The sequence below is a fragment of the Nocardia pseudobrasiliensis NBRC 108224 genome, from assembly GCF_001613105.1.
Classification (GTDB): domain Bacteria; phylum Actinomycetota; class Actinomycetes; order Mycobacteriales; family Mycobacteriaceae; genus Nocardia; species Nocardia pseudobrasiliensis.
Genome location: NZ_BDBS01000039.1, coordinates 52,255 through 74,874 on the forward strand (window position 1 = coordinate 52,255; position 22,620 = coordinate 74,874).

At 67.5% G+C, this 22,620-nt stretch carries 24 protein-coding genes and 1 tRNA gene; 21 read left to right on the forward strand and 4 right to left on the reverse strand.

Going from position 1 to position 22,620, the window contains the following annotated elements; all coding sequences use genetic code 11:
• Positions 1-66 precede the first annotated feature (66 nt).
• Positions 67-1,416, reverse strand: a complete 1,350-nt coding sequence (locus NP4_RS28330; protein WP_068004556.1) for an FHA domain-containing protein — start codon at positions 1,414-1,416, stop codon at positions 67-69.
• A gap of 220 nt (positions 1,417-1,636) precedes the next feature.
• Here NP4_RS28330 and NP4_RS28335 point away from each other — a divergent pair.
• Positions 1,637-1,719 (forward strand) — tRNA-Leu (locus NP4_RS28335).
• Positions 1,720-1,775: 56 nt separating this feature from the next.
• Here NP4_RS28335 and NP4_RS28340 read toward each other — a convergent pair.
• A complete protein-coding gene (locus NP4_RS28340) occupies positions 1,776-2,489 on the reverse strand; it encodes a hypothetical protein (protein WP_068004381.1) in 714 nt (237 codons plus the stop codon).
• A 203-nt stretch (positions 2,490-2,692) separates the two neighbouring features.
• On the opposite strand from NP4_RS28340, the gene NP4_RS28345 reads away from it, so the two are divergent.
• The 19 genes from NP4_RS28345 (at position 2,693) to NP4_RS28430 (ending at position 18,747) form a co-directional block, all read left to right on the forward strand.
• On the forward strand, positions 2,693-3,454 hold the full coding sequence (locus tag NP4_RS28345; RefSeq protein ID WP_068004385.1) for an SDR family oxidoreductase: 762 nt from the start codon (positions 2,693-2,695) through the stop codon (positions 3,452-3,454).
• Positions 3,455-3,551: 97 nt separating this feature from the next.
• Positions 3,552-4,367, forward strand: coding sequence for a helix-turn-helix transcriptional regulator (locus tag NP4_RS28350; protein ID WP_068004388.1), 816 nt, complete (start codon positions 3,552-3,554; stop codon positions 4,365-4,367).
• A gap of 111 nt (positions 4,368-4,478) precedes the next feature.
• A complete protein-coding gene (locus tag NP4_RS28355; RefSeq protein ID WP_068004393.1) occupies positions 4,479-4,853 on the forward strand; it encodes a hydrogenase maturation nickel metallochaperone HypA/HybF in 375 nt (124 codons plus the stop codon).
• Positions 4,811-5,608 (forward strand): hydrogenase nickel incorporation protein HypB, encoded by a 798-nt coding sequence (gene hypB, locus NP4_RS28360; protein WP_068004397.1) that lies wholly within the window; start codon positions 4,811-4,813, stop codon positions 5,606-5,608. The genes NP4_RS28355 and hypB overlap by 43 nt, the downstream gene beginning before the upstream one ends.
• A 113-nt stretch (positions 5,609-5,721) precedes the next feature.
• Positions 5,722-6,777, forward strand: coding sequence for an NADH-quinone oxidoreductase subunit B family protein (locus NP4_RS28365; protein WP_068004401.1), 1,056 nt, complete (start codon positions 5,722-5,724; stop codon positions 6,775-6,777).
• A gap of 12 nt (positions 6,778-6,789) precedes the next feature.
• Positions 6,790-8,586, forward strand: coding sequence for a nickel-dependent hydrogenase large subunit (locus NP4_RS28370; RefSeq protein ID WP_068004405.1), 1,797 nt, complete (start codon positions 6,790-6,792; stop codon positions 8,584-8,586).
• A gap of 4 nt (positions 8,587-8,590) precedes the next feature.
• Positions 8,591-9,466 (forward strand): NifU family protein, encoded by an 876-nt coding sequence (locus NP4_RS28375; RefSeq protein WP_068004407.1) that lies wholly within the window; start codon positions 8,591-8,593, stop codon positions 9,464-9,466.
• Positions 9,463-10,083: a DUF5947 family protein gene (locus NP4_RS28380; protein WP_068004412.1), complete on the forward strand. Its 621-nt coding sequence runs from the start codon at positions 9,463-9,465 to the stop codon at positions 10,081-10,083. The genes NP4_RS28375 and NP4_RS28380 overlap by 4 nt, the downstream gene beginning before the upstream one ends.
• The gene (locus tag NP4_RS28385; RefSeq protein WP_068004417.1) at positions 10,080-10,718 is read left to right on the forward strand and encodes a DUF6084 family protein; all 639 of its coding nucleotides are present in this window, start codon (positions 10,080-10,082) and stop codon (positions 10,716-10,718) included. Before NP4_RS28380 ends, NP4_RS28385 begins: the two co-directional genes overlap by 4 nt.
• Entirely contained in the window at positions 10,715-12,004 is a 1,290-nt protein-coding gene (locus NP4_RS28390) for a hypothetical protein (protein WP_068004420.1), read from the forward strand. Before NP4_RS28385 ends, NP4_RS28390 begins: the two co-directional genes overlap by 4 nt.
• Before the next feature lie 5 nt (positions 12,005-12,009).
• A complete protein-coding gene (locus tag NP4_RS43460) occupies positions 12,010-12,129 on the forward strand; it encodes a DUF6893 family small protein (protein ID WP_373863878.1) in 120 nt (39 codons plus the stop codon).
• 17 nt (positions 12,130-12,146) lie between these two features.
• Complete coding sequence (locus NP4_RS28395; protein ID WP_068004423.1) at positions 12,147-12,470, forward strand: hypothetical protein; 324 nt, start codon at positions 12,147-12,149, stop codon at positions 12,468-12,470.
• Positions 12,439-12,942 (forward strand): hydrogenase maturation protease, encoded by a 504-nt coding sequence (locus NP4_RS28400; RefSeq protein ID WP_068004429.1) that lies wholly within the window; start codon positions 12,439-12,441, stop codon positions 12,940-12,942. The genes NP4_RS28395 and NP4_RS28400 overlap by 32 nt, the downstream gene beginning before the upstream one ends.
• Positions 12,943-12,945: 3 nt before the next feature.
• Positions 12,946-13,188 (forward strand): HypC/HybG/HupF family hydrogenase formation chaperone, encoded by a 243-nt coding sequence (locus tag NP4_RS28405; RefSeq protein WP_068004432.1) that lies wholly within the window; start codon positions 12,946-12,948, stop codon positions 13,186-13,188.
• Positions 13,185-15,464 carry a carbamoyltransferase HypF gene (hypF, locus tag NP4_RS28410; protein WP_068004435.1) on the forward strand — a complete coding sequence of 760 codons (2,280 nt, stop codon included), beginning with the start codon at positions 13,185-13,187 and terminating at the stop codon, positions 15,462-15,464. Before NP4_RS28405 ends, hypF begins: the two co-directional genes overlap by 4 nt.
• A 17-nt stretch (positions 15,465-15,481) precedes the next feature.
• On the forward strand, positions 15,482-15,814 hold the full coding sequence (locus NP4_RS28415; RefSeq protein WP_062503080.1) for a HypC/HybG/HupF family hydrogenase formation chaperone: 333 nt from the start codon (positions 15,482-15,484) through the stop codon (positions 15,812-15,814).
• Positions 15,811-16,923 carry a hydrogenase formation protein HypD gene (gene hypD, locus NP4_RS28420; protein ID WP_068004439.1) on the forward strand — a complete coding sequence of 371 codons (1,113 nt, stop codon included), beginning with the start codon at positions 15,811-15,813 and terminating at the stop codon, positions 16,921-16,923. The genes NP4_RS28415 and hypD overlap by 4 nt, the downstream gene beginning before the upstream one ends.
• Entirely contained in the window at positions 16,916-17,986 is a 1,071-nt protein-coding gene (gene hypE / locus NP4_RS28425; RefSeq protein WP_068004443.1) for a hydrogenase expression/formation protein HypE, read from the forward strand. Before hypD ends, hypE begins: the two co-directional genes overlap by 8 nt.
• A 59-nt stretch (positions 17,987-18,045) precedes the next feature.
• The gene (locus tag NP4_RS28430) at positions 18,046-18,747 is read left to right on the forward strand and encodes a DUF6390 family protein (RefSeq protein WP_174556181.1); all 702 of its coding nucleotides are present in this window, start codon (positions 18,046-18,048) and stop codon (positions 18,745-18,747) included.
• On the opposite strand, the gene NP4_RS28435 is transcribed toward NP4_RS28430, so the two are convergent.
• Positions 18,733-19,410, reverse strand: a complete 678-nt coding sequence (locus NP4_RS28435) for a phosphate signaling complex PhoU family protein (RefSeq protein ID WP_068004447.1) — start codon at positions 19,408-19,410, stop codon at positions 18,733-18,735. The two genes, NP4_RS28430 and NP4_RS28435, sit on opposite strands and share 15 nt — an antisense overlap.
• 221 nt (positions 19,411-19,631) lie before the next feature.
• Between NP4_RS28435 and NP4_RS28440 the strand changes: the two genes are divergently transcribed.
• Positions 19,632-20,987 carry a hypothetical protein gene (locus tag NP4_RS28440; protein ID WP_174556182.1) on the forward strand — a complete coding sequence of 452 codons (1,356 nt, stop codon included), beginning with the start codon at positions 19,632-19,634 and terminating at the stop codon, positions 20,985-20,987.
• 645 nt (positions 20,988-21,632) lie between these two features.
• Here NP4_RS28440 and NP4_RS28445 read toward each other — a convergent pair.
• On the reverse strand, positions 21,633-22,607 hold the full coding sequence (locus NP4_RS28445) for a stage II sporulation protein M (protein ID WP_068004452.1): 975 nt from the start codon (positions 22,605-22,607) through the stop codon (positions 21,633-21,635).
• Positions 22,608-22,620 lie beyond the last annotated feature (13 nt).

The following is a 22,620-nucleotide window of genomic DNA, read 5'->3' on the forward strand; positions in this document are numbered from 1 at the left end:
GCGAGCACGATACGACCGACGAAACCGAAAGGCCGTCCCGTGACCTGCACGCGCGAGCTTACGGGATCAGACGATCCGGATCAGGATCTCCGAATGTCCGGCGCGGATGACGTCGCCGTCGGCGAGCTGCCAATCCTGCACTGGAGAGCCATTGACCAGCGTTCCGTTGGTCGATCCGAGATCGGACAGCATGGCGACCTGGCCGTCCCAGCGCACCTCGATATGGCGGCGGGACACGCCCGTGTCGGGCAGCCGGAAATGCGCGTCCTGGCCGCGGCCGATGATGTTGCTGCCCTCGCGGAGCTGATATGTGCGGCCGCTGCCGTCGTCGAGCTGCAGGGTGGCCGAGTAGCCGGATCCGCCGCGGGCGGGCTGCTGCGGTTGCTGCGGCTGGGCGTAGGCGCCGCCCTGCTGGGCGTAGCCCTGTTCGGCGTAACCGCTCTGCTCATAGGCCTGCTGGCCGTAGGCCTGATCGGGCTGGGCGTAGCCCTGTTCTGCGTAGCCCTGCTCGTAGCCGCCGGGCGCCTGATAGCCCTGGCCCTGCTGGTAGCCCTGGTCGTAACCGCCCGGGGTCTGCGAGTAGCCCTGCTGGCCGTAACCGTGATCGGCGTAGCCCTGTTCGGCGTAGCCCTGCTGGCCGTAGCCCTGGTCGGCGTAGCCGCCCTGTTCGTAGCCCTGCTGGTTGTTGTACCCCTGCTCATAACCCTGCTGGGCGTAGTTCTGGTCGGCATAGCCCTGCTGTTGGCTGTAGCCGGCCTGGTCGTAGCCCTGCTGGCTGTACCCCGCGCCGCCCTGCTGGTAGTCGTAGCCGTTCTGGTAGTCGTAGCCCTGCTGCGACTCCGGTGCGGCGTAACCGTATTCGTCGCCGCGATAACCGCCCTGCGGGCCACGGCCCGCGGGCGGCGGTGCGTACCCGCGGTTGCGTGGATCGGACTCCGCGGGCTCACGGCTGGGGTCGTAGCCTGAGTTCTGCGTCATGGGGCCAGCTCCTGGTTGCGGGTGTGCGGATCGTTGTCGGGGTTGTCCGGTGTTCGCGCGGCCCACGTCCGGGTCTACCCGGCCGCGCGTCCTGAACTGTCCGGTGTGCAGCGTAGGGGATGCCTCGAATTCGACGTGTACTTCGCCGTAGGTCTGCCATCCCTGATCGCGGATGTAGTCCTGCAAATGTTTGGCGAAGGCGCGGGTGGTGAGTTCGTGATCGGCATCCAGTTGCTGCAGGTCCGAGGTGTTGATGGTGATGACGTAGCTGTTGGGAGCCAGCAGATGTCCGCCGTCGAGTTCGGAGACCTGATCGGTCGCCTCGCGTTGCAGCGCCGCCTCCACCTCCTGCGGCACCACGCTGCCGCCGAAGACACGGGCGAAGGCATCGCCGACAGCGCCCTGCAGTCGGCGTTCGAAGCGCGACACGATGCCCATCTCGGCCTCCCTTCGGTGCGCGTTCTCGACCTCGACTGTCACCATTCCGCGACACGCCAAATGGGCGTGTCGTCGAACGGACACGGTGATTGCATGATATCCACGATCCTCCACACCTGTAACTCTCGACGGGCCCGCCGAGTTCCTTCTTGCCGATCGGCCCCTTGACCAGCCGATTTCTTTTCGGCAACACCCCCGTGATACCGTCATCCAGTCGCTCGGGCGAGTGGCGGAATGGCAGACGCGCTGGCTTCAGGTGCCAGTGTCCTTCGGGACGTGGGGGTTCAAGTCCCCCTTCGCCCACACTAGCCGAAGCGCCGTAGATCCATCAGGATCTGCGGCGCTTTGTCATATCCGGCTCAGGAGCGGAGTTGGACCCTCTCCGTCGGGGTTGCCCCGTTCACACATTCCACGATCGGATTCGGATCGCCGGGGCGGTTCTGGCAGTCCCAGTTCACCGCGTTGACGCGGACCGTCAGGATCGGGTCGTGTTCGCGTTCGGCCTTGCGCAGATAGGCATTGGCCACCGGAACCGCTGTGGCGCAGGCCGCGTCGTCGTATCCGGTGATCGCCTGGACGGTCAGGCCGTTGTCGGCGGCGCCGCAGGCGATGGCGACGAGTTGGGGTTCGCCGGGGGCGGGCGCGCCGATCGGGGTGCGGGGCAGGCGGCGCTGGGCCTTCTCGAAGGGGTCCTGCTGGTTCACGCATTCGCGGAAGGGCGGGAGTTCGTTCTCGTAGGAGCGGCAGGTCCAGGGCACCGAATCGGCGGTCACCAGCAGGTCGGCGGGTTGGTCGCCGCCGCGGCGCAGGGCCGAATCGAGGGCGTCCAGGGCGGCGCGGGCCATACCGCAGGCCCCGGGGCCGCGGGCGGTGACGGCGTAGAACTGATAGCCCGCGTCGTCGCGACCGCAGTCGGTGCGTCCGGCGGCCGCGGCGTTGTCTCGGGCCGGGCCCGCCGTGGTCGTCTCGGGCGTCGGGGTCAGACCCAGGGGATTGGGCGAGGAACTGCCGCAGGCCGACGCGGCGAATGCGACGGTCGTCAGAAGAAGTATCGGCAGGATCTCGACTCGCATGTGTCCTCCCGAGTGGTCGAGGGGAAAGCACGGGGCATTCGGCCGAGCCCGTGCAGGATAGCAATCTATTGGCTAATTTCGGGCGAATGACGCGCGAGCTCGAGACTGGTATTGGCAGACCCAGGTAAACCGGAACCCTCGCTACCCCGTTCGGACCCGCACAGGATGAGTACGTCAACGAAATCCAGTGAGGGAGAACACCGATGAACTACGACGATCTCGCCGGACGCACCGCCGTCGTGACGGGCGCCGCGAGCGGTATGGGCGAGGCCACCGCGCTACTGCTGGCCCGCAGTGGGGCCCGGGTCGCGCTGCTGGCCCGGCGCGCCGACCGCCTGGCCGATCTGGCCGCGAAGATCGAAGCCGAGGGCGGGACCGCGGTCGCGATCGCAGTCGATCTCACCGATCCCGACGGCGTCCGGTCCGCTGCGGAGCGGGTGCACGAGGCGTTCGGCACGGTGGATCTGGTGGTGAACGGCGCCGGGGTGATGCTGCCCAATCCGATTGCCGGCGGGCGCGAGGACGAGTGGGCGCGCATGATCGACACCAATCTGACCGGGACCCTGCGCATGATCCGCGCCTTCGTGCCCGATCTGATCGCGGCCGCCGAACAGGGCCGCACCGCCGATCTGGTGAACATCTCCTCCATCGGCGCGCATACGGTCTTCCCCGACTACGCCGTGTACGGGGCGACCAAGGCCGCGGTCACCCAGCTGTCCGCGATGCTGCGCGCCGAACTCTCACCCCGCCGGGTCCGTGTGACAAATCTCGAACCCGGCCTCACCGCAACCGAGTTGGGCAACCATCTGGACAACTCCGAGCTGAGTGACCAACTCGACGGCATGTTCTCCGCCATGGACGCCCTGACCGCCGCCGACATCGCCGACCTGATCGCCTACACCACCAGTCGCCCAGCCCGAGTCAACCTCCGCCAAGCCGTCATCCTGCCCACCCAACAAGCCTGACCTTGTGGGCCAACCGTTCGCCCTCTATTTCCGCCCGTCCGTGTTCCCTGTTCCCGCCTGTCCGTGTTCCCTGTTCCCCCGCCCGTAGGGTGGGGGAATGCACAACGACCTCGGAGATTTCCTGCGCTCCAGGCGCGCCCGCATTCAGCCGGGTGAGGTCGGTCTGCCCGAATTCGGGCGTCGCCGGGTGCCCGGGCTGCGGCGGGAGGAGGCGGCGCAGTTGGCCGGGGTGAGCGTCGACTACTACATACGGCTCGAACAGGGCCGCGGCAGCAATGTTTCCGATGCCGTACTGGACGCGGTCGCGCGGGCGCTACGGCTGAGCGAGACCGAGCGCAACCACCTTTACGCGCTGGCCCGACCGTCGAGCTCCGGCGGCGAGCATTCGCCGACCCTGCGCCCCGGCGCCCGCCTACTCCTGAACTCCATCGCCGCCCCCGCTTTCATCCTCGGCCGCCGCATGGACGTCCCCGCCTGGAATGCCCTGGGCGACGCGATATCCGGCTTCTCGACCATGCCGCCCTCCGAACGCAACCAGGCCCGCTACCTGTTTACCGACCCCACGGCCCGAACCTTCTACCCCGACTGGGACATCGTGGCCGCGGAAACGGTCGCCTACCTACGCCGCGACGCGGGCCTACACCCCGATGACACGATCCTGTCCGCCATGGTCACCGATCTCTCCCACCGCAATCCGGAATTCCACCGCCTCTGGTCCGCCCACCCCATCAAGGAAAAGTCCTTCGGAGCCAAGCGAATCCACCACCCTTCCCTGGGCCCACTGGACCTGACCTACGAAACCCTGGCCCTACCGGGCGATCCGGACCACCTCCTCGTCGTCTACACCGCCGCCCCGAATTCTCCGACCGCCGCGGCCCTGGCCACCCTCGAGCCCGCCGCCGCTCACGCCTGAAACATCCGACCGTCGGTGGAATAGTTCGCCTCGGATCCGCTTACGCCTGACGGCGCGGGGTGGGTGGGAGTAGCCTCGAAGCACCCTTTCGGAAACGATTCGGGGTGCGCGATGCACGAGATGGCGATAACTCGCAGTGTCATCGACGCCGTGTGTGAGCACGCCGCCGGTCGGCGGGTCCATGTCGTCTCGCTCGAGATCGGCGTGCTGTGTGCCGTTGTCCCCGAGGCGATGTCGTTCTGTTTCGAACTCGCGGCCGAGGGCACCGTCGCCGAGGGGGCGAAACTCGAGATCCGCATCGCGGGGGGTGTGGCGTACTGCCGCGGCTGCGGAAGCGAATTCGACGTCCACGATCCGATTCTGCTGTGCCGGTGCGGTAGCGCCGACGTCGAGTTGCGGTCGGGGCGCCAGCTCTTGATCCGATCGATGGAAGTGAGCGAGGCATGTGCGCAACCTGTGGATGCGGTGACGACGCGGCGGCCGTGATCACGGTCCCGCACGAACATCCCCACGAACACGATCACGAACATCCGCACGTACACGGGCACGGGCCAGGTGAACATGTGCACGTACCGATCACCAAGACGATCACCCTGGAACAGAAGGTGCTCGCCAAGAACGATCTGCTCGCCGGACGGCTGCGCAAACGCCTGCGCGACAACGATATTCTGACCCTCAATCTGACCAGCTCACCGGGTGCGGGCAAGACCACCCTGCTGGAGCGCACGATTCGCGAACTCGGCGCGGAACCCATCGCCGTGATCGAGGGCGATCAGGAGACGCTGCTGGACGCCGAGCGGATCAAGGCCACGGGATGTCGTGTCGTGCAGGTCAATACGGGTGCGGGCTGCCATCTGGACGCGGAGATGATGCGCCACGCCCTCGACGCGCTGAACCCGGCCCCCGGCAGCCTGCTGTTCGTGGAGAACGTCGGAAATCTGGTGTGCCCCGCGCTTTTCGATCTCGGTGAACATGCCAAGGTCGTCGTGATCTCGGTGACCGAGGGCACCGACAAACCGCTGAAATATCCGCATATGTTCGCCGCGGCGGGCCTGGTGCTGGTCAATAAGATCGACTTGTTGCCCTACGTCGAATTCGATCTCGATCGATGCCGAAAATACGCCGAATCTGTCAACCCGGGTATCGAGATCATTCCACTCTCCGCGACCACCGGCGCTGGTGTAAACCGTTGGTACGACTGGCTTTCGGAGCAAAAATCGGGGTCGGTCCAGCGCCCTTGAGGATGTTTCCGGACGAGCCTAAACTAACGTGATCAGGGTCACAATTCAGGCCGATCTTCGATAAAGGTGAGATCCCGGTCTGTGTGACGCATGCTTTCGGAAGGCAACAGCCCATGCCAACTCAGGAAGCAGTCCAAGCCGAACAGGCCTTGATCCATGTCCTGTGGATCAACGCGGGCCTCAGCTGTGACGGTGACTCGGTGGCGTTGACTGCCGCCACCCAGCCCAGTGTCGAGGAGATCGCTCTCGGATCCCTCCCGGGGCTGCCGAAGGTTGCCGTGCATTGGCCACTCATCGATTTCGAATGTGGTCCGAACGGGGGAGCCGATGACTTCCTCGAATGGTTCTTCAAGGCCGATCGCGGTGAACTCGAGCCGTTCGTCCTGGTCGTGGAGGGCTCGATTCCCAACGAGCAGTTGCATTCCGAGGGTTACTGGTGCGGATTCGGCAACAATCCCGCCACCGGTCAGCCCATGACCACCAGCGAATGGCTGGACCGGCTCGCCCCGAAGGCGACGGCCGTGGTCGCGGTGGGCACCTGCGCGACCTACGGCGGCATACATGCGATGGCCGGAAATCCCACCGGCGCCATGGGAGTTCCGGACTATCTGGGCTGGGACTGGAAGAGTAAGGCGGGCATTCCGATCGTCTGCGTTCCCGGCTGCCCGATCCATCCGGACAACCTGTCGGAAACGCTGACCTATCTGCTCTACATGGCGACCGGCCAGGCGCCGATGATCCCGCTCGACGACGCGCTGCGCCCGAAATGGCTGTTCGGCGCCACCGTGCACGAGGGCTGCGACCGTGCGGGCTATTACGAACAGGGCGATTTCGCCACCGAGTACGGCTCGCCGAAATGCATTGTGAAACTGGGCTGTTGGGGCCCGGTCGTGAAATGCAATGTGCCCAAGCGCGGTTGGATCAACGGCGTCGGCGGCTGCCCTAATGTGGGCGGTATTTGTATCGGCTGCACAATGCCCGGCTTCCCGGACAAATTCATGCCGTTCATGGACGAACCGCCGGGCGGAAAACTGTCCTCCGCGGCCTCGGGGCTGTACGGATCGGTGATTCGCAGTCTGCGGCAGATCACGGGCCGCACGGTGGACAAGGAGCCGCGCTGGCGGCACAAGGGTGAGCAACTGACGACAGGCGCGACGCGCACCTGGTAGGAGACCGGACCGATGACAAAGATCATCCCCGAGCCGTCGCACCGCAAGATCGAACCCGATGCCCTCGTCGATATGGCATGGGATCCGATCACCCGCATCGTCGGCAGCCTCGGTATCTACACCAAGATAGATTTCGCCAATCGCGAGGTGGTGGAGTGCAAGAGCACCTCATCCATCTTCCGCGGTTATTCGATCTTCATGCGCGGTAAGGATCCCCGCGACGCGCACTTCATCACCAGCCGCATCTGCGGTATCTGCGGCGACAACCACGCCACCTGCTCCTGCTACTGCCAGAACATGGCCTACGGGGTGAAGCCGCCGCATCTGGGCGAGTGGATCGTCAATCTCGGCGAGGCCGCGGAATACATGTTCGACCACAATATCTTCCAGGAGAATCTGGTCGGCGTGGACTTCTGCGAGAAGATGGTCGCGGAGACCAATCCGAGTGTGCTGACCCTCGCGCAGAAGACCGAGGCGCCGCATGCGGAGGCGCACGGGTATCGCACCATCGCCGACATCATGGAGGCGCTCAATCCCTTCACCGGCGAGTTCTACCGCGAGGCGCTGCAGACCAGTCGCTATACGCGAGAGATGTTCTGTCTCATGGAGGGTCGCCACGTGCACCCGTCCACGCTGTATCCCGGCGGCGTGGGCACGGTCGCGACGATCCAGTTGATGACCGACTACATGACCCGGCTCATGCGGTATGTGGAGTTCATGAAGAAGGTCGTGCCGATGCACGACGATCTGTTCGACTTCTTCTACGAGGCGCTGCCAGGTTACGAACAGGTCGGTTTGCGCCGCACCCTGCTCGGCTGCTGGGGCTCGTTCCAGGATCCCGAGGTCTGCAACTTCGCCTACAGGGATATGGAGAACTGGGGCCGCAAGATGTTCGTGACCCCGGGCGTGGTGGTCGACGGCAAACTGGTCACCACCTCGCTGGTCGACATCAATCTGGGCATCCGAATCCTGCTGGGCAGTTCGTATTACGACGACTGGACCGATCAGGAGATGTTCGTGACGACCGATCCGCTGGGCAATCCGGTGGACCGCCGACACCCCTGGAATCAGCACACCAATCCCAAACCGCAGAAGCGCGATCTCGAGGACAAATACAGCTGGGTGATGTCGCCGCGCTGGTTCGACGGTAAGGATCATCTGGCCCTGGACACCGGCGGCGGCCCGCTGGCCCGGCTGTGGGCGACCGCGCTGGCCGGTCTGGTCGATATCGGCTACGTGAAATCGACCGGGCGCAGCGTGCGGATCAATCTGCCCAAGACCGCGCTGAAGGGTCCGGTGGAACTCGAGTGGAAGATTCCGGTGCACGGCAGTAATACGTTGGAGCGCAACCGGGCTCGCACGTACTTCCAGGCCTACGCCGCGGCGTGCGCACTGCATTTCGCGGAGAAGGCGCTCGAGGAGATCCGTGCCGGGCACACCAAGACCTGGGAGTCCTTCGAGGTGCCCGAGGAGGGTATCGGCTGCGGATTCACCGAGGCGGTGCGCGGTGTGCTGTCGCATCACATGGTGATCCGCGACGGCAAGATCGCCAACTACCATCCGTATCCGCCGACGCCGTGGAATGCCAATCCGCGCGACAGCTACGGCACCCCGGGGCCGTACGAGGACGCGGTGCAGGGGCAGCCGATCTTCGAGGAGAACGATCGGGAGCACTTCAAGGGCATCGACATCATGCGCACGGTCCGCAGCTTCGATCCGTGTCTGCCCTGCGGGGTGCACATGTATCTGGGCAACGGAAAGACCTTGGAGAAGCTGCACTCTCCGACGCAGACGCTGACCGGCGAGTAGCGCCATGGCGACCGATCGCTGGCGCGAGGCGGGTGAACGAATCGAAACCCTCCTCGCCGCCAGCGGCACGGGCGGGACCGCGGCCCGCGACCGTGCCGAACTACTGGTGGCCGAGGTCGTGGGCCTGTACGGGGCAGGATGGCAGCGCGTGCTCGCGCTACTCGACGAGGCGGCCGTCGAGCGGCTGGCCCGCGACGAACTCGTCGCGAGTCTGCTGCTGGTACACGGACTGCATCCGCACGATGTGGCTACCAGGGTGCGCACCGCGCTGGACGGGGTGCGCCCGTATCTCGGTTCGCACGGCGGGGATGTGCGGCTGATCGAGGTGGTCGGGCCGGTGGTCCGGCTCGAACTCGACGGCAGCTGTCGCAGCTGCCCGTCCTCCTCGATCACGCTCGAATTGGCCGTCGAGGACGCCGTGCGCGCCGCCGCGCCCGAGATCGACAGTATCGAAGTCGTTGCCGCCCAGGCTGATCCGCAACAGGTCATCCCGACCGAAGCGCTGTTCACCCGGGTGCACGCCAACGGACATCGCGCCGCCGACTGGATCGCCGCGCCCGAACTGGCCGAACTGCGGCCCGGTGAGGTCGGCGGCTTCACACTCGCCGGGCAGGCGCTGCTGGCCTGCCGGATCGATGACGAACTGTACGTCTATCGCGATCACTGTCCGGTCTGTGATCGATCGATGGCCGGGGCCGCACTGCATCGACGCATGGGTGCGCCGCCCGGGTCGGTGGTGCTGCGCTGCCCGTCGTGTCGCGCGCACTACGACCCCGTACACGCCGGAATCCGGCTCGACGGGGACGGACATCTGGATCCGCTACCGGTACTGACGCGTTCCGGTGAACTGTCGGTCGCGGTGCCGGAGGTGGTCGGGTGAATCCGTCGTTCGGGGTGCTGCGGCGGCTGGCGACCGCGCGGCCCGCGCCCACCGGTGAGCGCTGCGAGATGTGCGCCGACTCGATCGCGCGGACGCATCGACATGTCGTGGATGTCGAAGCGCGGCAACTGATGTGCGTCTGCCAGGGTTGCTATCTGCTGTTCACCGAGAGTCGCGCGGCACTGCGGTATCGCTCGGTGCCGGACCGATACCTGAGCTTCGAGCAGACGAGTATCGGCCCGGGTGAATGGGACGAGCTCGAGATCCCGGTCGGCCTGGCCTTCCTGTTCCGCAATTCCGCGCTCGGACGGATCGTGGCCTGCTATCCGGGCCCGGCCGGGGCGACCGAATCCGAACTGCCGCCGCAGCGGTGGCGGGAACTGCTCGACCGCCACCCCGAACTCGATGTGCTCGCCGCCGATGTGGAGGCCCTGCTGATTCGCATGCCACGCGGCGGCGGGGCGGGCCGGGTGCTGCTGGTGCCGATCGATACCTGCTACGAGTTCGTCGGGCGGATGCGGTTGCTGTGGAGGGGATTCGACGGTGGCGCGGAGGCGCGCGGCTGTATCGAGGACTTCTTCGCCGCGATGGTGACCCGGGCCGGGGGTGGGCGATGACCGCGCCCGGGGAGTTCGGCTTCGAAGTGCTCGGCATCGAGCCGGAACCCTATGCCGCCGCACCGATTCTGTCGGCCCGTATCGCGGTGACCGCACCGGCCGCCGAACCCGTGCACGCCATCGCGCTGCGGGCGCAGGTCCGCATCGAACCGCAGCGGCGGGCCTATTCCGAGGAGGAGGGTGAGGGCCTGGCGGATCTGTTCGGACCCCGACAGCGCTGGCAGGATACGCAACGCTCGTTCCTGTGGATGCATTGCGCCACCATGATTTCCGGTTTCAGCGGTGCGTGCGAGGCGGATCTGCCGCTGCAGTGCACCTACGATCTCGAGGTCGCCGGATCGAAGTACCTGCACGCGCTGCGCGAGGGGACGGTGCCGCTGCTGTTCCTGTTCAACGGCACGGTTTTCGTCAAGGGCCACGGTGGATTCGCGATCCATCAGGTGCCCTGGGATCGCGACGACCGATTCGCCATGCCGGTTTCGGTGTGGCGGGATCTGATGGCGGCGCACTTTCCGAATTCGGGCTGGGTCCGGTTGTCGCGGGACACGCTGGACGCGTTGTCGGACTACAAGTCCCGGCGCGGACTGCTCGGCTACGACGACGCGATCGGTGCACTGCTCGGGGAGCGATCGTGACCGCGGCGCGGGCCCGGGCGGTGGCCGATGCGGTGCTCTACGAGGGATATCTGCTCTATCCCTATCGGGCGAACGCGCGAAAGAATCAGTCCCGCTGGCAGTTCGGGGTGCTCGGCCCGCCCGGCGCGGCCGAGGCCGGATTCGGGGAGGCGGATCGGCTCACGGCCCAATGCCTGGCCGCCTGCGGGCCCGATGCCACGGTGACGCTGACGCTGCGGTTCCTACAGTTGCAGCGCCGCGACGTGTACGACGCCGACGGCCGCCGCGTGCCGGAACTGCGCGTCGGCGAGCGGTCCTGGATCTCCTGGGACGAGGCCGTCGAGCGGGAACCGGTCTTCGGACCGGTCGGGTTGTCGGACACCGTGTTCCGCACCGGGTTCGACGCGGCGACCGAGGCCGAGGAGCTGCCCGGCGCGGTGCGACTGGTCCGGATTCGCGGTGCGGTCGAGGCCGTGCTGGAGCTGTCGGTGGTCCGCGACGGCGATTTCACCCGATTGAATATCGTGGTACGCAATGCGGGCGCGTCCGCGACCGATCGCCGCGACGCCATCGTGCGCTCGCTGATCGGCGCGCATGTCATCGTCGAGATCTCCGGGGGCGAATTCGTCTCGCTGCTCGACCCGCCCGAGCGGGCCGTCCCGGCCGTTGCCCGGTGCGGTCAGCAGCGCTGCTTCCCGGTGTTGGCCGGACCGCCCGGCGATCACTCGCTGGTGCTGATCTCGCCGATCATCCTCTACGACCATCCACAGATCGCCCCGGAAAGCGAACTGCCGCTGTTCGATTCGACCGAGATCGACGAGATCCTGATGCTGCGCGTCATGACCCTGACCGATGAGGAGAAACGACAGGCCCGGGCCACCGATCCGCGCGCGGCCGAGATCATCGACCGCTGCGAGGCCATGTCACCGCAGGACTGGGGACAGCTGCACGGGACGCTGCGCGACCCGTCCGGGGGTGTGCCGTGGTGGGATCCGGCGGTCGACGCCGCGGTGCGGCCCGAATCCGATGCCGTACTGGTGGCGGGAACTCCGGTGCGCAAGGGCAGCCGGGTGCGGCTGCGGCCGTCGCGGCGGGCCGATGCGCACGATCTGTTCTACGACGGCCGCCTGGCGCATGTGGTCGCGGTGCACTCCGATGTCGACGATCGAGTGCACGTCGCGGTCGTCGTGGACGACGATCCGGCCGCGGATCTGCACGAATGGTACGGCCGCTACCTGTATTTCGCGCCGGACGAACTGGAGCCCATCGAACAAGTGCCCGAGCCGGATTCGACCCGAAAGGAATGACGGCCATGGAAATCGTAGGAGTGATCGCGACGGTCATCGTCGCACTGATCGTGGCGCTGCTGGCCTGGATCGGCCTGCGATCCATCCCGGATATCCGCCGCTATCTGCGCATCCGGCAGATGTAGCGAGAAAGGCGAGAGATATGACAGGCGACCCGCACTCGGAAGAACCGCAATCGGCACGGGGCGAACCGGGTTCGCGCGATACCGGTTCCGATACGGTGGCCGGTGGCCCGGCCGATCGGGAACCCGGCGATATGGGGCATGAGGAGCACACCTCGGCCCAGGGCACCGACCCCGACCGCGAGGTCGACTTCACCACCGAGCCGGGCAGCGCCGCCGAACCGGCCGTGCCGCCCTATGAGGGCCGCAAGACCTCGGCGAACGAGTCGGGGGAGACGGCCGGCGGCGAGGTCGGCGGCGCCGAGGTCGGCGGTGCGACCGCGCCGTCGGACGACGAGGGGTGATCTCACGACGACGGTACTGGTCGCCGGGATCGGCAATATCTTCCTCGGCGACGACGGCTTCGGACCCGCGGTGCTGCGGCGGTTGAGCGGCACTCGCGAATCCGGTGTGCGCGTAGCCGATTACGGCATTCGCGGTATGCATCTGGCCTACGACCTGCTCGACGGCTGGGATGCGCTGCTCCTCGTCGACGCCCTCCCCAATCGCGGGGCGCCCGGCCGAATCGAGGTGTTGCGCGCCGAACCCGACTGCCCGGCGGCGCAACTCGACGCGCATGCCATGAATCCCGAGGCGGTCTTCGCGGCCGTGCGGGCGCTCGGCGGGGCCGTGCCGCCCACGGTGGTGGTCGGTTGCCAGGTCGCCTCGGTCGAGGAGGGCATCGGATTGTCCGAACCGGTCGCCGCGGCGGTGCCCGCGGCGGCGTCTGTCGTCGAGACGGTCCTGGCCCAGCTGCGGACGCGGCAGGAGGTGTGAGCGATGTGTCTGGGCATACCGGGCCGGATCGTCGAGATACTCGACGGCTACCACGGTCAGATCGCCCTGGTCGACGTCTCCGGTGAGCACCGGAAGGTGAATATCGGCCTGCTGGAGGAGGATCCGCCGGGCGCGGGGGATTGGATCGTCATCCACATGGGCTTCGCGGTGGAGCGGACCGATGCGGCGGGTGCGGCCGCGGCGATGGACGGATTGCGGCTGCTCGGCAGCGGTGAGCAACCGTGACCGGCGAGCGGGCCCGGCGCGGGATCACCGTGCGCGGGGTGGTTCAGGGGGTCGGGTTCCGGCCGTTCGTGTACACCACGGCCGCGGAACTGTCGCTGTCCGGGCGGGTGTCCAACGACAGTTCGGGGGTGCGCGTCGAAATCGAGGGCGCGCCGGACGATCTCGACGAATTCGTGCGCCGGGTACGCGATTCGCCGCCGCCACTGGCGGTGATCGAATCGATCGAGGAGTGCGAACTCGCGGTCCGGGGCGGCACCGGCTTCCACATCGCGGATACCACCCGCGATACCGGCGGGCGCACACTGGCCTCGCCCGATGTCGCGATCTGCGCCGACTGCGCCGCGGAATTGCGCGATCCCGGCAATCGGCGCTATCGGCATCCATTCGTCAACTGCACCAACTGCGGTCCGCGTTTCACCATCATCGCCGCACTGCCCTACGACCGCGATCGCACCTCGATGGCCGACTTCGTCATGTGCGCCGCGTGTGCCCGCGAATACGCCGATCCGACCGACCGTCGCTTCCACGCCCAGCCCATCGCCTGCCCGGAATGCGGTCCCGCGCTGAGCTATTGCGGTCCGGGCGCGGGCGATCCGATCACCGCCGCCCGGAATCTGTTGTGCGCGGGCGGAATTCTCGCGGTCAAGGGTATCGGCGGCTATCACCTGGCCTGCGATGCGGCCGACGCCGCGGCGGTCACCGAGCTGCGGCGGCGTAAGCGCCGCGGTGACAAGCCCTTTGCGGTGATGGTCCCCGATCTGGCGACCGCACGCACGATCGTCGCGGTCGACCGGCCCGCGGCCGCCCTGCTGACCGGTCCGGCGCGGCCGATCGTGCTGCTGCCCCGGCTGCGCGGCGACGAACCCGTGCCCGAGGTCGCGCCACGCAATCCGGATCTGGGCGTCATGATCGCCTATACGCCGCTGCATCTGCTGCTGTTCGGGCTGCCCGGTGATCCGCCCGGCCCGCGGGTGCTCGTGATGACCTCGGGAAATCTCGGCGGAGAACCGATCTGCTACGACGACCGCGACGCGCGGATCCGACTCGCGGGCCTGGCCGACGCGTGGCTGTCGCACGATCGTCGCATCCTGGTGCCCTGCGACGATTCGGTGCTGCGCATGGTCGACGGTGTCGAACTTCCGGTGCGTCGCTCGCGCGGCTACGCGCCGCTGCCGCTCGCCCTGCCGGCGCCGATTCCGCCGACCCTGGCCGTGGGCGCGGATCTGAAGAACACCTGCGCGGTCGGTGAGGATCGGTACGCCTGGTTGAGCCAGCACATCGGTGATATGGACGATCTCGCCACCATCACCGCGTTCACCGAGGCCGAGCGGCATCTCGAGAATTTGACCGGGGTGCGGCCGGGGCAGTTGGCCGCCGATGCGCATCCGCGCTATCGGTCCACGATCTGGGCGCGCCGACATGCGGACGGGCGAGCGGTCCGCACCGTGCAGCATCATCACGCGCATATCGCGGCCGTCATGGGTGAACACGGACTCGATCCCGCGGCGACGGTGCTCGGAATCGCCTTCGACGGCACGGGATTCGGTCCCGACGGCGCGATCTGGGGCGGGGAGGCGCTCGCGGCGGGGTACAAGGGTTTCCGCAGGCTGGCGCATCTGCGCTATGTGCCGCTGGCCGGCGGCGATCTGAGTGTGCGGCGGCCCTGCCGCATGGCGCTGGCGCAGCTGCGCGCGGCCGAGATCGCCTGGGAAGACGATATTCCGGCCGTGCGCGCCTGTCCGGCCGAGGAGCGCGCGGTGCTCGCCCATCAACTCGACACCGGCTTCGGCTGTGTGCCGACCTCCAGTATGGGTCGGCTGTTCGACGCGGTGGCCGCGCTGGCGGGGGTTCGGCAGGTGGTCGACTACGAGGCGCAGGCCGCCATCGAATTGGAGGGTCTCTCGCGCGGGGTGGCCGCCGACGCGGTGTATCGATTCGAATTCGGCGCGGGTGACGGTGCGCGCGAACCGGTTTCGATCGAGACCGCGTCGGTGATCGGCGCGGTGGTCGCGGATCTGCGGGCGGGTGTGCCGGTTCCGCTGATCGGCGCTCGATTCCACGCCGCGGTGGCGCATCTGGTGCTGCTGCTGGCGATCCGCTTCGCCGGGCCGGGGCCGATCGCCCTGTCCGGCGGCGTATTTCAAAACGCCCTACTGCTCTCGGCGGCGCGAACCCTGCTGCGCGAGCACGGCTTCACCGTCCTCACCCACCGCAGACTGCCGCCCAATGACGGTGGCCTCGCATTCGGACAACTGCTCGCCGTCGGGGCGAGCTGAGCGAAAGGAGTGCGCCGATGTGCCTGGCGGTTCCCGGAAAGGTGCTGAGCACCCATGAGCGCGACGGCACGCTGATGTCGATCGTCGATTTCGGCGGCGTGCACAAGGACGTCTGCCTGCAGTACATCCCCGACGCGACGATCGGCGATTACGTGATCGTGCACGTCGGATTCGCCATCCAGCGCCTGGACGAGGACTCCGCGCTGGCCACCCTCGCCGAATTCGAACGGCTCGGCGTGCTGAACGAGGAGTTCGGCGACGGGTTCGCCCTCGCCGCCGCCCAGGCCGGCCTCGACAATCCCGAGGCCACCCCACCCCGATCCGACCCCGACCCGGAGGTGACGTCGTGAAATATCTCGACGAGTTCAGCAATCCCGAGCTGGCCAAACGCCTGCTCGACCGCATTCGCGCCACCGCCACCCGCCGCTGGGCGATCATGGAAGTCTGTGGCGGGCAGACGCATTCGATCATCCGACACGGTATCGATCAGCTGTTGCCGGACACCATCGAGATGATCCACGGGCCCGGCTGCCCGGTCTGTGTCACCCCGCTCGAGGTCATCGATAAGGCGCTCGAGATCGCCTCGCGGCCCGGGGTGATCTTCTGCTCGTTCGGCGACATGCTGCGCGTGCCCGGCAGCGAGCGGGATCTGTTCCGGGTCAAGAGCGAGGGCGGCGATGTGCGCGTGGTCTATTCGCCGCTGGACGCGCTCGAGCTGGCCCGCGCCAATCCCGACCGCGAGGTGGTGTTCTTCGGGATCGGCTTCGAGACCACCGCGCCCGCCAACGCCATGACGGTCTACCAGGCCGAAAGGCTCGGGATACGGAACTTCTCGCTGCTGGTCTCGCATGTGCTGGTGCCCCCGGCCATCGCGGCGATCATGGAATCGCCGAGCTGTCGGGTGCAGGCGTTCCTGGCGGCCGGACATGTGTGCACGGTCATGGGTACCGCCGAGTATCCGCCGCTCACCGAGAAGTACCGGGTGCCGATCGTGGTCACCGGCTTCGAACCGCTGGACATTCTGGAAGGTATCCGCCGCACCGTGATTCAGCTCGAGGCCGGGCGGCACGAAGTGGAGAACGCCTATCGGCGCGCGGTCGCCGAGGGCGGTAACCCGGCGGCCAAGACCATGCTCGAGGACGTCTTCGACATCACCGATCGGGCCTGGCGGGGTATCGGGGTGATTCCGCGCAGCGGCTGGCGATTATCGGAGCGCTATCGCGAATTCGATGCCGAACAGCGCTTCTCGGTCGGCGATCTGCATACCGCGGAATCGTCGATCTGCCGGTCCGGCGAGGTGCTGCAGGGCTTGATCAAACCGCACGAATGCGCCGCCTTCGGCAAACAGTGCACCCCGCGTAATCCCCTGGGCGCCACCATGGTCTCCTCCGAGGGCGCGTGCGCGGCCTACTACCTGTACCGCAGGCTCGAGCTGCCGTCGGAGGCCGCACATGCTTGAGGACGGGGCCGCGGCCATCGATATGGAGAGCTGGGTGTGTCCGCTGCCGCTGCGCGACGCGCCGAATATCGTGATGGGTCACGGCGGCGGCGGCGCGATGTCGGGTGAGTTGATCGAGCATCTGTTCCTGCCCGCGTTCGGTCCGGCCGCCGAGGCCGGAATGGGTGATTCGGCGGTCGTATCGATCGGCGGGGCGCGGCTGGCCTTCACCACCGATTCGTTCGTCGTGAAACCGCTGCGCTTCCCGGGCGGTTCGATCGGTGAGCTCGCGATCAACGGCACGGTCAACGATCTGGCCATGTCCGGCGCCCGGCCGATCGTGCTGGCCACCGCCTTCATCCTCGAGGAGGGCACGCCGCTGGCCGAGATCGCGGGGATCGCGTCGGCCATGGGGACGGCCGCGCTCGGCGCGGGCGTCAAACTGGTCACCGGTGATACCAAGGTGGTCGACGCGGGGCACGGCGACGGAATCTTCGTCAACACCTCGGGCATCGGCCTGATCGATGCGGGTATCGATATCCGGCCGCAGCGGGCTCGGCCCGGCGATGTGGTGATCGTCAGCGGTGAGATCGGTATGCACGGGGTGGCCGTGCTCAGCTGTCGCGAGGGATTGGAATTCGTGACCTCGGTGTGCAGCGATACCGCACCGCTGCACGGTCTGGTCGCGGCGATGCTGGGTACGGGCGCGGACGTGCACGTCCTGCGCGATCCGACCCGCGGTGGCATGGCCGCGGCACTGAACGAGATCGCCCGGGCCGCCGGGGTCGGCGTGACCTTGGACGAGCGCATGATTCCCATTCCGCAGCCGGTGCGCGATGCGTGCGGACTGCTCGGACTCGATCCGATGTACGTGGCGAACGAGGGCAAGCTGGTCGCCTTCGTCCCCGCCGCCGATGCCGATCGGGTGCTCGAGGCCATGCGGGGTCATCCGCTGGGCGTGCGCGCCGAGGCCGTCGGTGTGTGCGTGAGCGATCATCCGGGCATGGTGGTCGCGCGCACCGCGCTCGGCGGCACCCGGGTGGTGGATCTGCCCGCCGGTGAGCAGCTGCCCCGGATCTGTTGAGCGCGCGGCGGATTCGAGGAGGTGTCGAGATCACGACGATCGAGGTGGCGGGCGCGCATATGTTCGCCCGCTACGCCTACGCGCCCAATGCCCTCGGCTACTGCGGGCCGCCCGACGCCGTCGTGCTGCGCGGCGGATCGGCCGACGAGGTCCGGGCGGTGGCGCGCCGCTTCTCCGGCGCGTGGCCGTATCTGTGCGCGATGTCGGAACTGACCGGAATCACCGATCCGCTGGATCTGCGACTGGTCGAATCCTATTGGCTGGGTGGGGGAGTCGGGGCGACGCTGGATCCGGTCGCCTTCACCGGCGCGCTGTTGGCGCGGATCGGCCCACTGGCCGGAAGCTATTGGACATATCTGACCCCGGATCTCGCGAACGAGGCCGCGGCCGATCACAACTTCCACGTCTTCGGGGTGTATCCGTGGACACGACTATTGGGAAAGGGGTTGAGCGAGCAGGCCGTTCGCGTATTGGACAGCTGCCGGATCACGTGGGCGACGGTATTGGCCCGCCACGACCACGAGATCACGGTGTGGTCCCGGCGACTCGGCTGGGACGGCTGTCGACTCGCTCTGTCCGCGCCGGGTCTGCGCCGCATCCCCCTCGACGATACGGCCCCGGCGGGATTGCGCACCGGGCGCACGGTCGCACTGCACTGGGATCGGCCGTGCGATCTGCTGACCCCGCAACAGGTTCGCACGCTCGCCACCGGCACCGCCCGGCAGCTACGGGTGACCAATGAGCGGCTATCCCGGCGCTGAATCGGCGTTGGCCTGCGCCGAGAGCGGAATTCCGGTGTGGAAGAAGCGGATCAGGCGGCCGATGCGCACGCAATGTTCGGCACAGCGCTCGTAGTGGTGCACGAGCAGGGCGAGATCGACGGCCATGGAGCTGTCGTGCGGCCAGTCCGGGGACGAGACCAGCTGCCGGACCCGCTGACAGCCGCCCGCCAGATCCGGATCGGGGACGATCGGATCGGTATCGGGGATCGGCTGTTCGGTGGCGACGATCAATTCGACCACCCGGGCGGCGAGGTCGGTGGTGAGCCCGCCGATTTCGGCCAGGTCGGCGATGATCGGCGCGGGCGCGACCGGATTGGGGTAGCGGCGGACAACGCTGTCGGAGATGCTGCTGGTGAGCCAGCCGATCCGGGACAGATCGTCGGCGATCTGCATGGCGCTCACCACATGTCGTAGATCGCGGGCGACCGGCGCCTCCAGCGCGAGCAGGATCACTGCCCGGTTCTCGCAGGCGTCGTGTGCCTCCTGCAGCTTCTCGTCGAGGGCGAAGACCTCGTAGGCGGCGGTGAGGTCGGCCTCGGTGACCGCGACCGCCAGGCGTTGCGTCGCCTCGTGCGCCAGGCTCGCCAACCGGCCGAGCTCTCCGGTCAGCGCGGCGAGCTCCGAGGAGAATTTCGTGCGCACGCGGTTATCTTCGCCGTTCGCGGGGCGAGGGTCCAGAGGTTCGGCGAAACCGTGTCAAGGGTGTGAACTGTGCTGAGCGATACGTCATTCCGATGGATGCGCATCCGATCGCGACCGGGCAGGATCTCGGGGTGTTCTTCAGATCGGATGTCCAACTTCATATCCGCCGAACGCTGGCCGCGGGCTCGATCGCGGCCACCGCCGTGGCCTGCGCATTCGGCATGGCTCCGGGGGCCGGTGCGGCGGAGCCGTGGGGTCCGTTCGCCGCGCCGAATCCTTTTCTGGGACCGCCCGGTTCGGCCACGATGCACAGCGATGCGGGTAGTTCCGACGCTACCCCGGTGGCCGGGCCCGGGGCGAGGCCGGTCGCGGCGACGGTCTATCCGCTGGCCGCCGCCTGCCCGACGCTGCTGCAGGGTTCGGACGGATTGGTGGTGGCGCTGTGCACCCAGATCGCCGGGCGGACGCCGACCGTACAGCTGATCGATCCGGCCGCGACCGGAAAGCCGCTGGCCACACTGCCGCTGGCCAAGGGCGGACTGCTCGGTGGGGTGTACGCGTATCTCGATCAGCGCGATCGACTGGTGGTCGTGGACGGGCAGCGGCAGCTGCTGCGGATCGGGCACGAGCGCGATGACACCGGGGGCTGGCGGCTGCGGGCCGAGGAGTCGATCGATCTGTCCGGTGTGGTGCCGGAGGGTGACAGCGTGGTGGGGCTGGTTCCGGATTCGGGCGGGGCGGTGTGGTTCGCGACCGCGCGGGCGGTCGTCGGCCGGGTCGATTCGTCGGGGACCGTGTCCGGTGTGACATTGCCCGCGGGTGAGCAGGTCGCCAACAGCATCTCGGCAACACCGAACGGAAGGATCGCGGTCGCAACGACATTCGCGCTCTACGAGCTGGACTCCGAGGGCGGTCACCCGCATATCCGCTGGCGCGCGCCCTACGATCGCGGCCCGGCCCGGAAACCGGGACAGCTGAGCTGGGGCACCGGATCCACGCCGGTGTACTTCGGTCCGGCGACCGGTGCGGACTATGTGGCCATTGTCGACAATGCGCCCGGGACGGTTCGGCTGCTGGTCTTCCGGTCCGGCACGGGCGAACTCGTCTGCGGTCAGCCGGTTCTCACCCGGGGCGGGGTGGGTAGTGAGAACGCGCCGATCGGCCTGGGCCGCACGGTGATGGTCGCGAGCACCTACGGCTACCCCTATCCGACCGTGCCGGAGGACGCGGGACCCGCGGTGCCCGAGACGGCCGCCTTCATCGGTGGGATGACTCGGGTGGATGTGGACGGGCAGGGCTGCCACACCGTCTGGGACAACGCCGTGCGCAGTTCCGCGGTGCCGATTCTGTCCGCGGCCGATGGGCTGGTCTACACCGTGGCGCGGGTCGGGCCCGAACACACCACGCCGCTGGACGGGTACGAGTTCACCGCCGTGGATCCCGGCACCGGCGCGGTCGCGGCGCGCAGTCCGCTGCCGGGGACCGTCCTCGAGGATCCGCTGCAGACCGCCCCGCTGATCACGCGGGACGGGCACATCCTGCAGGGGACGATCACCGGAATCGTGCGGATCGGATGAACCGGTCGGGGTAGGGGTGTGATCTTCGTCGCACCCCTGCTCGCGTCCATGTGCGACTCGGAAGGGTTGCGGGCGAGGGTTATACGCATGGGGATCGTTATTAAGCGGAGATAAAAAGAGTGGACATCAGCGATGAGATCTGCATTGCCCGCCCTGCATCTCGTAATGACCCTAGATAACAAACTCTGAGTCTGTTTTCGGAGTGGCAACCCTCTGGTCATTTCCTATTCGCCAGGCAAACGGCCAGTTGAAGGCCGGTGCTGAGCGTGGGTAATGATCACTTCTCGGGGGAATTGGCAAATGTGAAACGGACGGCACGGCATCTTTCGCGAAGGTTGAAATCGGATGAACGGGAGAGATCGGATGCGGCGCGCCCGCGACGCGCCCGAGGGTCGAACACAACGGACGCTGAGAATTTGCGAGCGGGTGCCAACGACCCTGTCCGAGCAGCGGTTTCGCCCTGGTCACGTATACGCCCGGGCCCGATGTGGGAGGTTGCATCGGGATAACGATTGTGTAGAGTTGTAGCCAACGCTGGCCGCAGCTGAGCTGGACTCGCTGCGGCCAGTGGTCCTCAAATCCGGGATGTCCGACCCGGTTCGAAAATCCCCTCACCCCACCACCGTCCGTCGGCGCGCGTACTCGTTAGCCGGGGATGAGCGGATCGGTTGCTACCGGTTCGTTGGCGGCGCGGCGTCCGATGACGAAGACGTAGGCGAGGAAGCCCAGTTCGGCCACGAGGCCGACGCCGATCCGCGCGGGCGCGGGCAGGCCGCTCGGGGTTACGAAGCCCTCGATCAGGCCGGAGATGAGCAGTACGACCACCAGGCCCAGCGCCACGGTCGCGGTCGCGCGGCCCTGCCGGGCCAGGGCCCGCGCCCGGCTCAGTCGACCCGGATCGATCAGGGTCCAGCCCAGCTTCAAACCCGCGCCCCCGGCCACGAAAACCGCTGTCAGCTCCAACATTCCGTGCGGCAGGATGAAGCCGAAGAACGCCTCGAGCCGTCCGGCATCGGCCATCAGGCCCGCCGAGACGCCCAGATTGAGCGCGTTCATGTACAGCACGTAGGCGGCGGGCAGAATCAAAATCCCGGTGAACAACGCGACCGCCGCGACCCAGGCGTTGTTGGTCCACACCTGGGCGGCGAAGGCGTCGTGCGGATGTTCGGTGTAGTAGGTCTCGAACCGGCCGCCGGGATCGGTGAGATCGCCGGTATCGGCGGGCAGTCCCAATCGCTTTCGGGCCGTGCCCGATCCGGACACCCAGACGCCCAATCCGGCCGAGATCGCCAGGAAGGCCGCGCCCACCGCGGCCCACCACGGCCAGGCCCGGTACAGCGCGGCCGGGAATCGGTGGGTGAAGAACCGGCCGATATCTCGTCCGATCTCGCCGCGGCTGCCCAGGACTCGGGCGCGGGCCCGGATCAGCAGGGCGCTGAGCCCCGCGATCAGTTCCGGATCGGGGGAATGCGACTGCAGGCGCGCCAGCTGCTGTGAGGTGCGGCGGTACAGGGTCACCAGTTCGTCGGCCTCGGGGCCGGACAGGCGACGCTGCCGGCTCAGGCGATCGAGCCGGTCCCAGGACGGCCGGTGCCGGTAGGCGTAGGCGTCCACGTCCATCGGTGGCCTCCCC

Coding starts and splice junctions, on each gene's coding strand:
- NP4_RS28330 (WP_068004556.1), bottom strand. CDS start 1,416: ATGGGCATCGTGTCGCGCTTCGAACGCCGACTGCAGGGCGCTGTCGGC.
- NP4_RS28340 (WP_068004381.1), bottom strand. CDS start 2,489: ATGCGAGTCGAGATCCTGCCGATACTTCTTCTGACGACCGTCGCATTC.
- NP4_RS28345 (WP_068004385.1), top strand. CDS start 2,693: ATGAACTACGACGATCTCGCCGGACGCACCGCCGTCGTGACGGGCGCC.
- NP4_RS28350 (WP_068004388.1), top strand. CDS start 3,552: ATGCACAACGACCTCGGAGATTTCCTGCGCTCCAGGCGCGCCCGCATT.
- NP4_RS28355 (WP_068004393.1), top strand. CDS start 4,479: ATGCACGAGATGGCGATAACTCGCAGTGTCATCGACGCCGTGTGTGAG.
- hypB (WP_068004397.1), top strand. CDS start 4,811: ATGTGCGCAACCTGTGGATGCGGTGACGACGCGGCGGCCGTGATCACG.
- NP4_RS28365 (WP_068004401.1), top strand. CDS start 5,722: ATGCCAACTCAGGAAGCAGTCCAAGCCGAACAGGCCTTGATCCATGTC.
- NP4_RS28370 (WP_068004405.1), top strand. CDS start 6,790: ATGACAAAGATCATCCCCGAGCCGTCGCACCGCAAGATCGAACCCGAT.
- NP4_RS28375 (WP_068004407.1), top strand. CDS start 8,591: ATGGCGACCGATCGCTGGCGCGAGGCGGGTGAACGAATCGAAACCCTC.
- NP4_RS28385 (WP_068004417.1), top strand. CDS start 10,080: ATGACCGCGCCCGGGGAGTTCGGCTTCGAAGTGCTCGGCATCGAGCCG.
- NP4_RS43460 (WP_373863878.1), top strand. CDS start 12,010: ATGGAAATCGTAGGAGTGATCGCGACGGTCATCGTCGCACTGATCGTG.
- NP4_RS28395 (WP_068004423.1), top strand. CDS start 12,147: ATGACAGGCGACCCGCACTCGGAAGAACCGCAATCGGCACGGGGCGAA.
- NP4_RS28405 (WP_068004432.1), top strand. CDS start 12,946: ATGTGTCTGGGCATACCGGGCCGGATCGTCGAGATACTCGACGGCTAC.
- NP4_RS28415 (WP_062503080.1), top strand. CDS start 15,482: ATGTGCCTGGCGGTTCCCGGAAAGGTGCTGAGCACCCATGAGCGCGAC.
- hypE (WP_068004443.1), top strand. CDS start 16,916: ATGCTTGAGGACGGGGCCGCGGCCATCGATATGGAGAGCTGGGTGTGT.
- NP4_RS28430 (WP_174556181.1), top strand. CDS start 18,046: ATGTTCGCCCGCTACGCCTACGCGCCCAATGCCCTCGGCTACTGCGGG.
- NP4_RS28440 (WP_174556182.1), top strand. CDS start 19,632: ATGGCTCCGGGGGCCGGTGCGGCGGAGCCGTGGGGTCCGTTCGCCGCG.
- NP4_RS28445 (WP_068004452.1), bottom strand. CDS start 22,607: ATGGACGTGGACGCCTACGCCTACCGGCACCGGCCGTCCTGGGACCGG.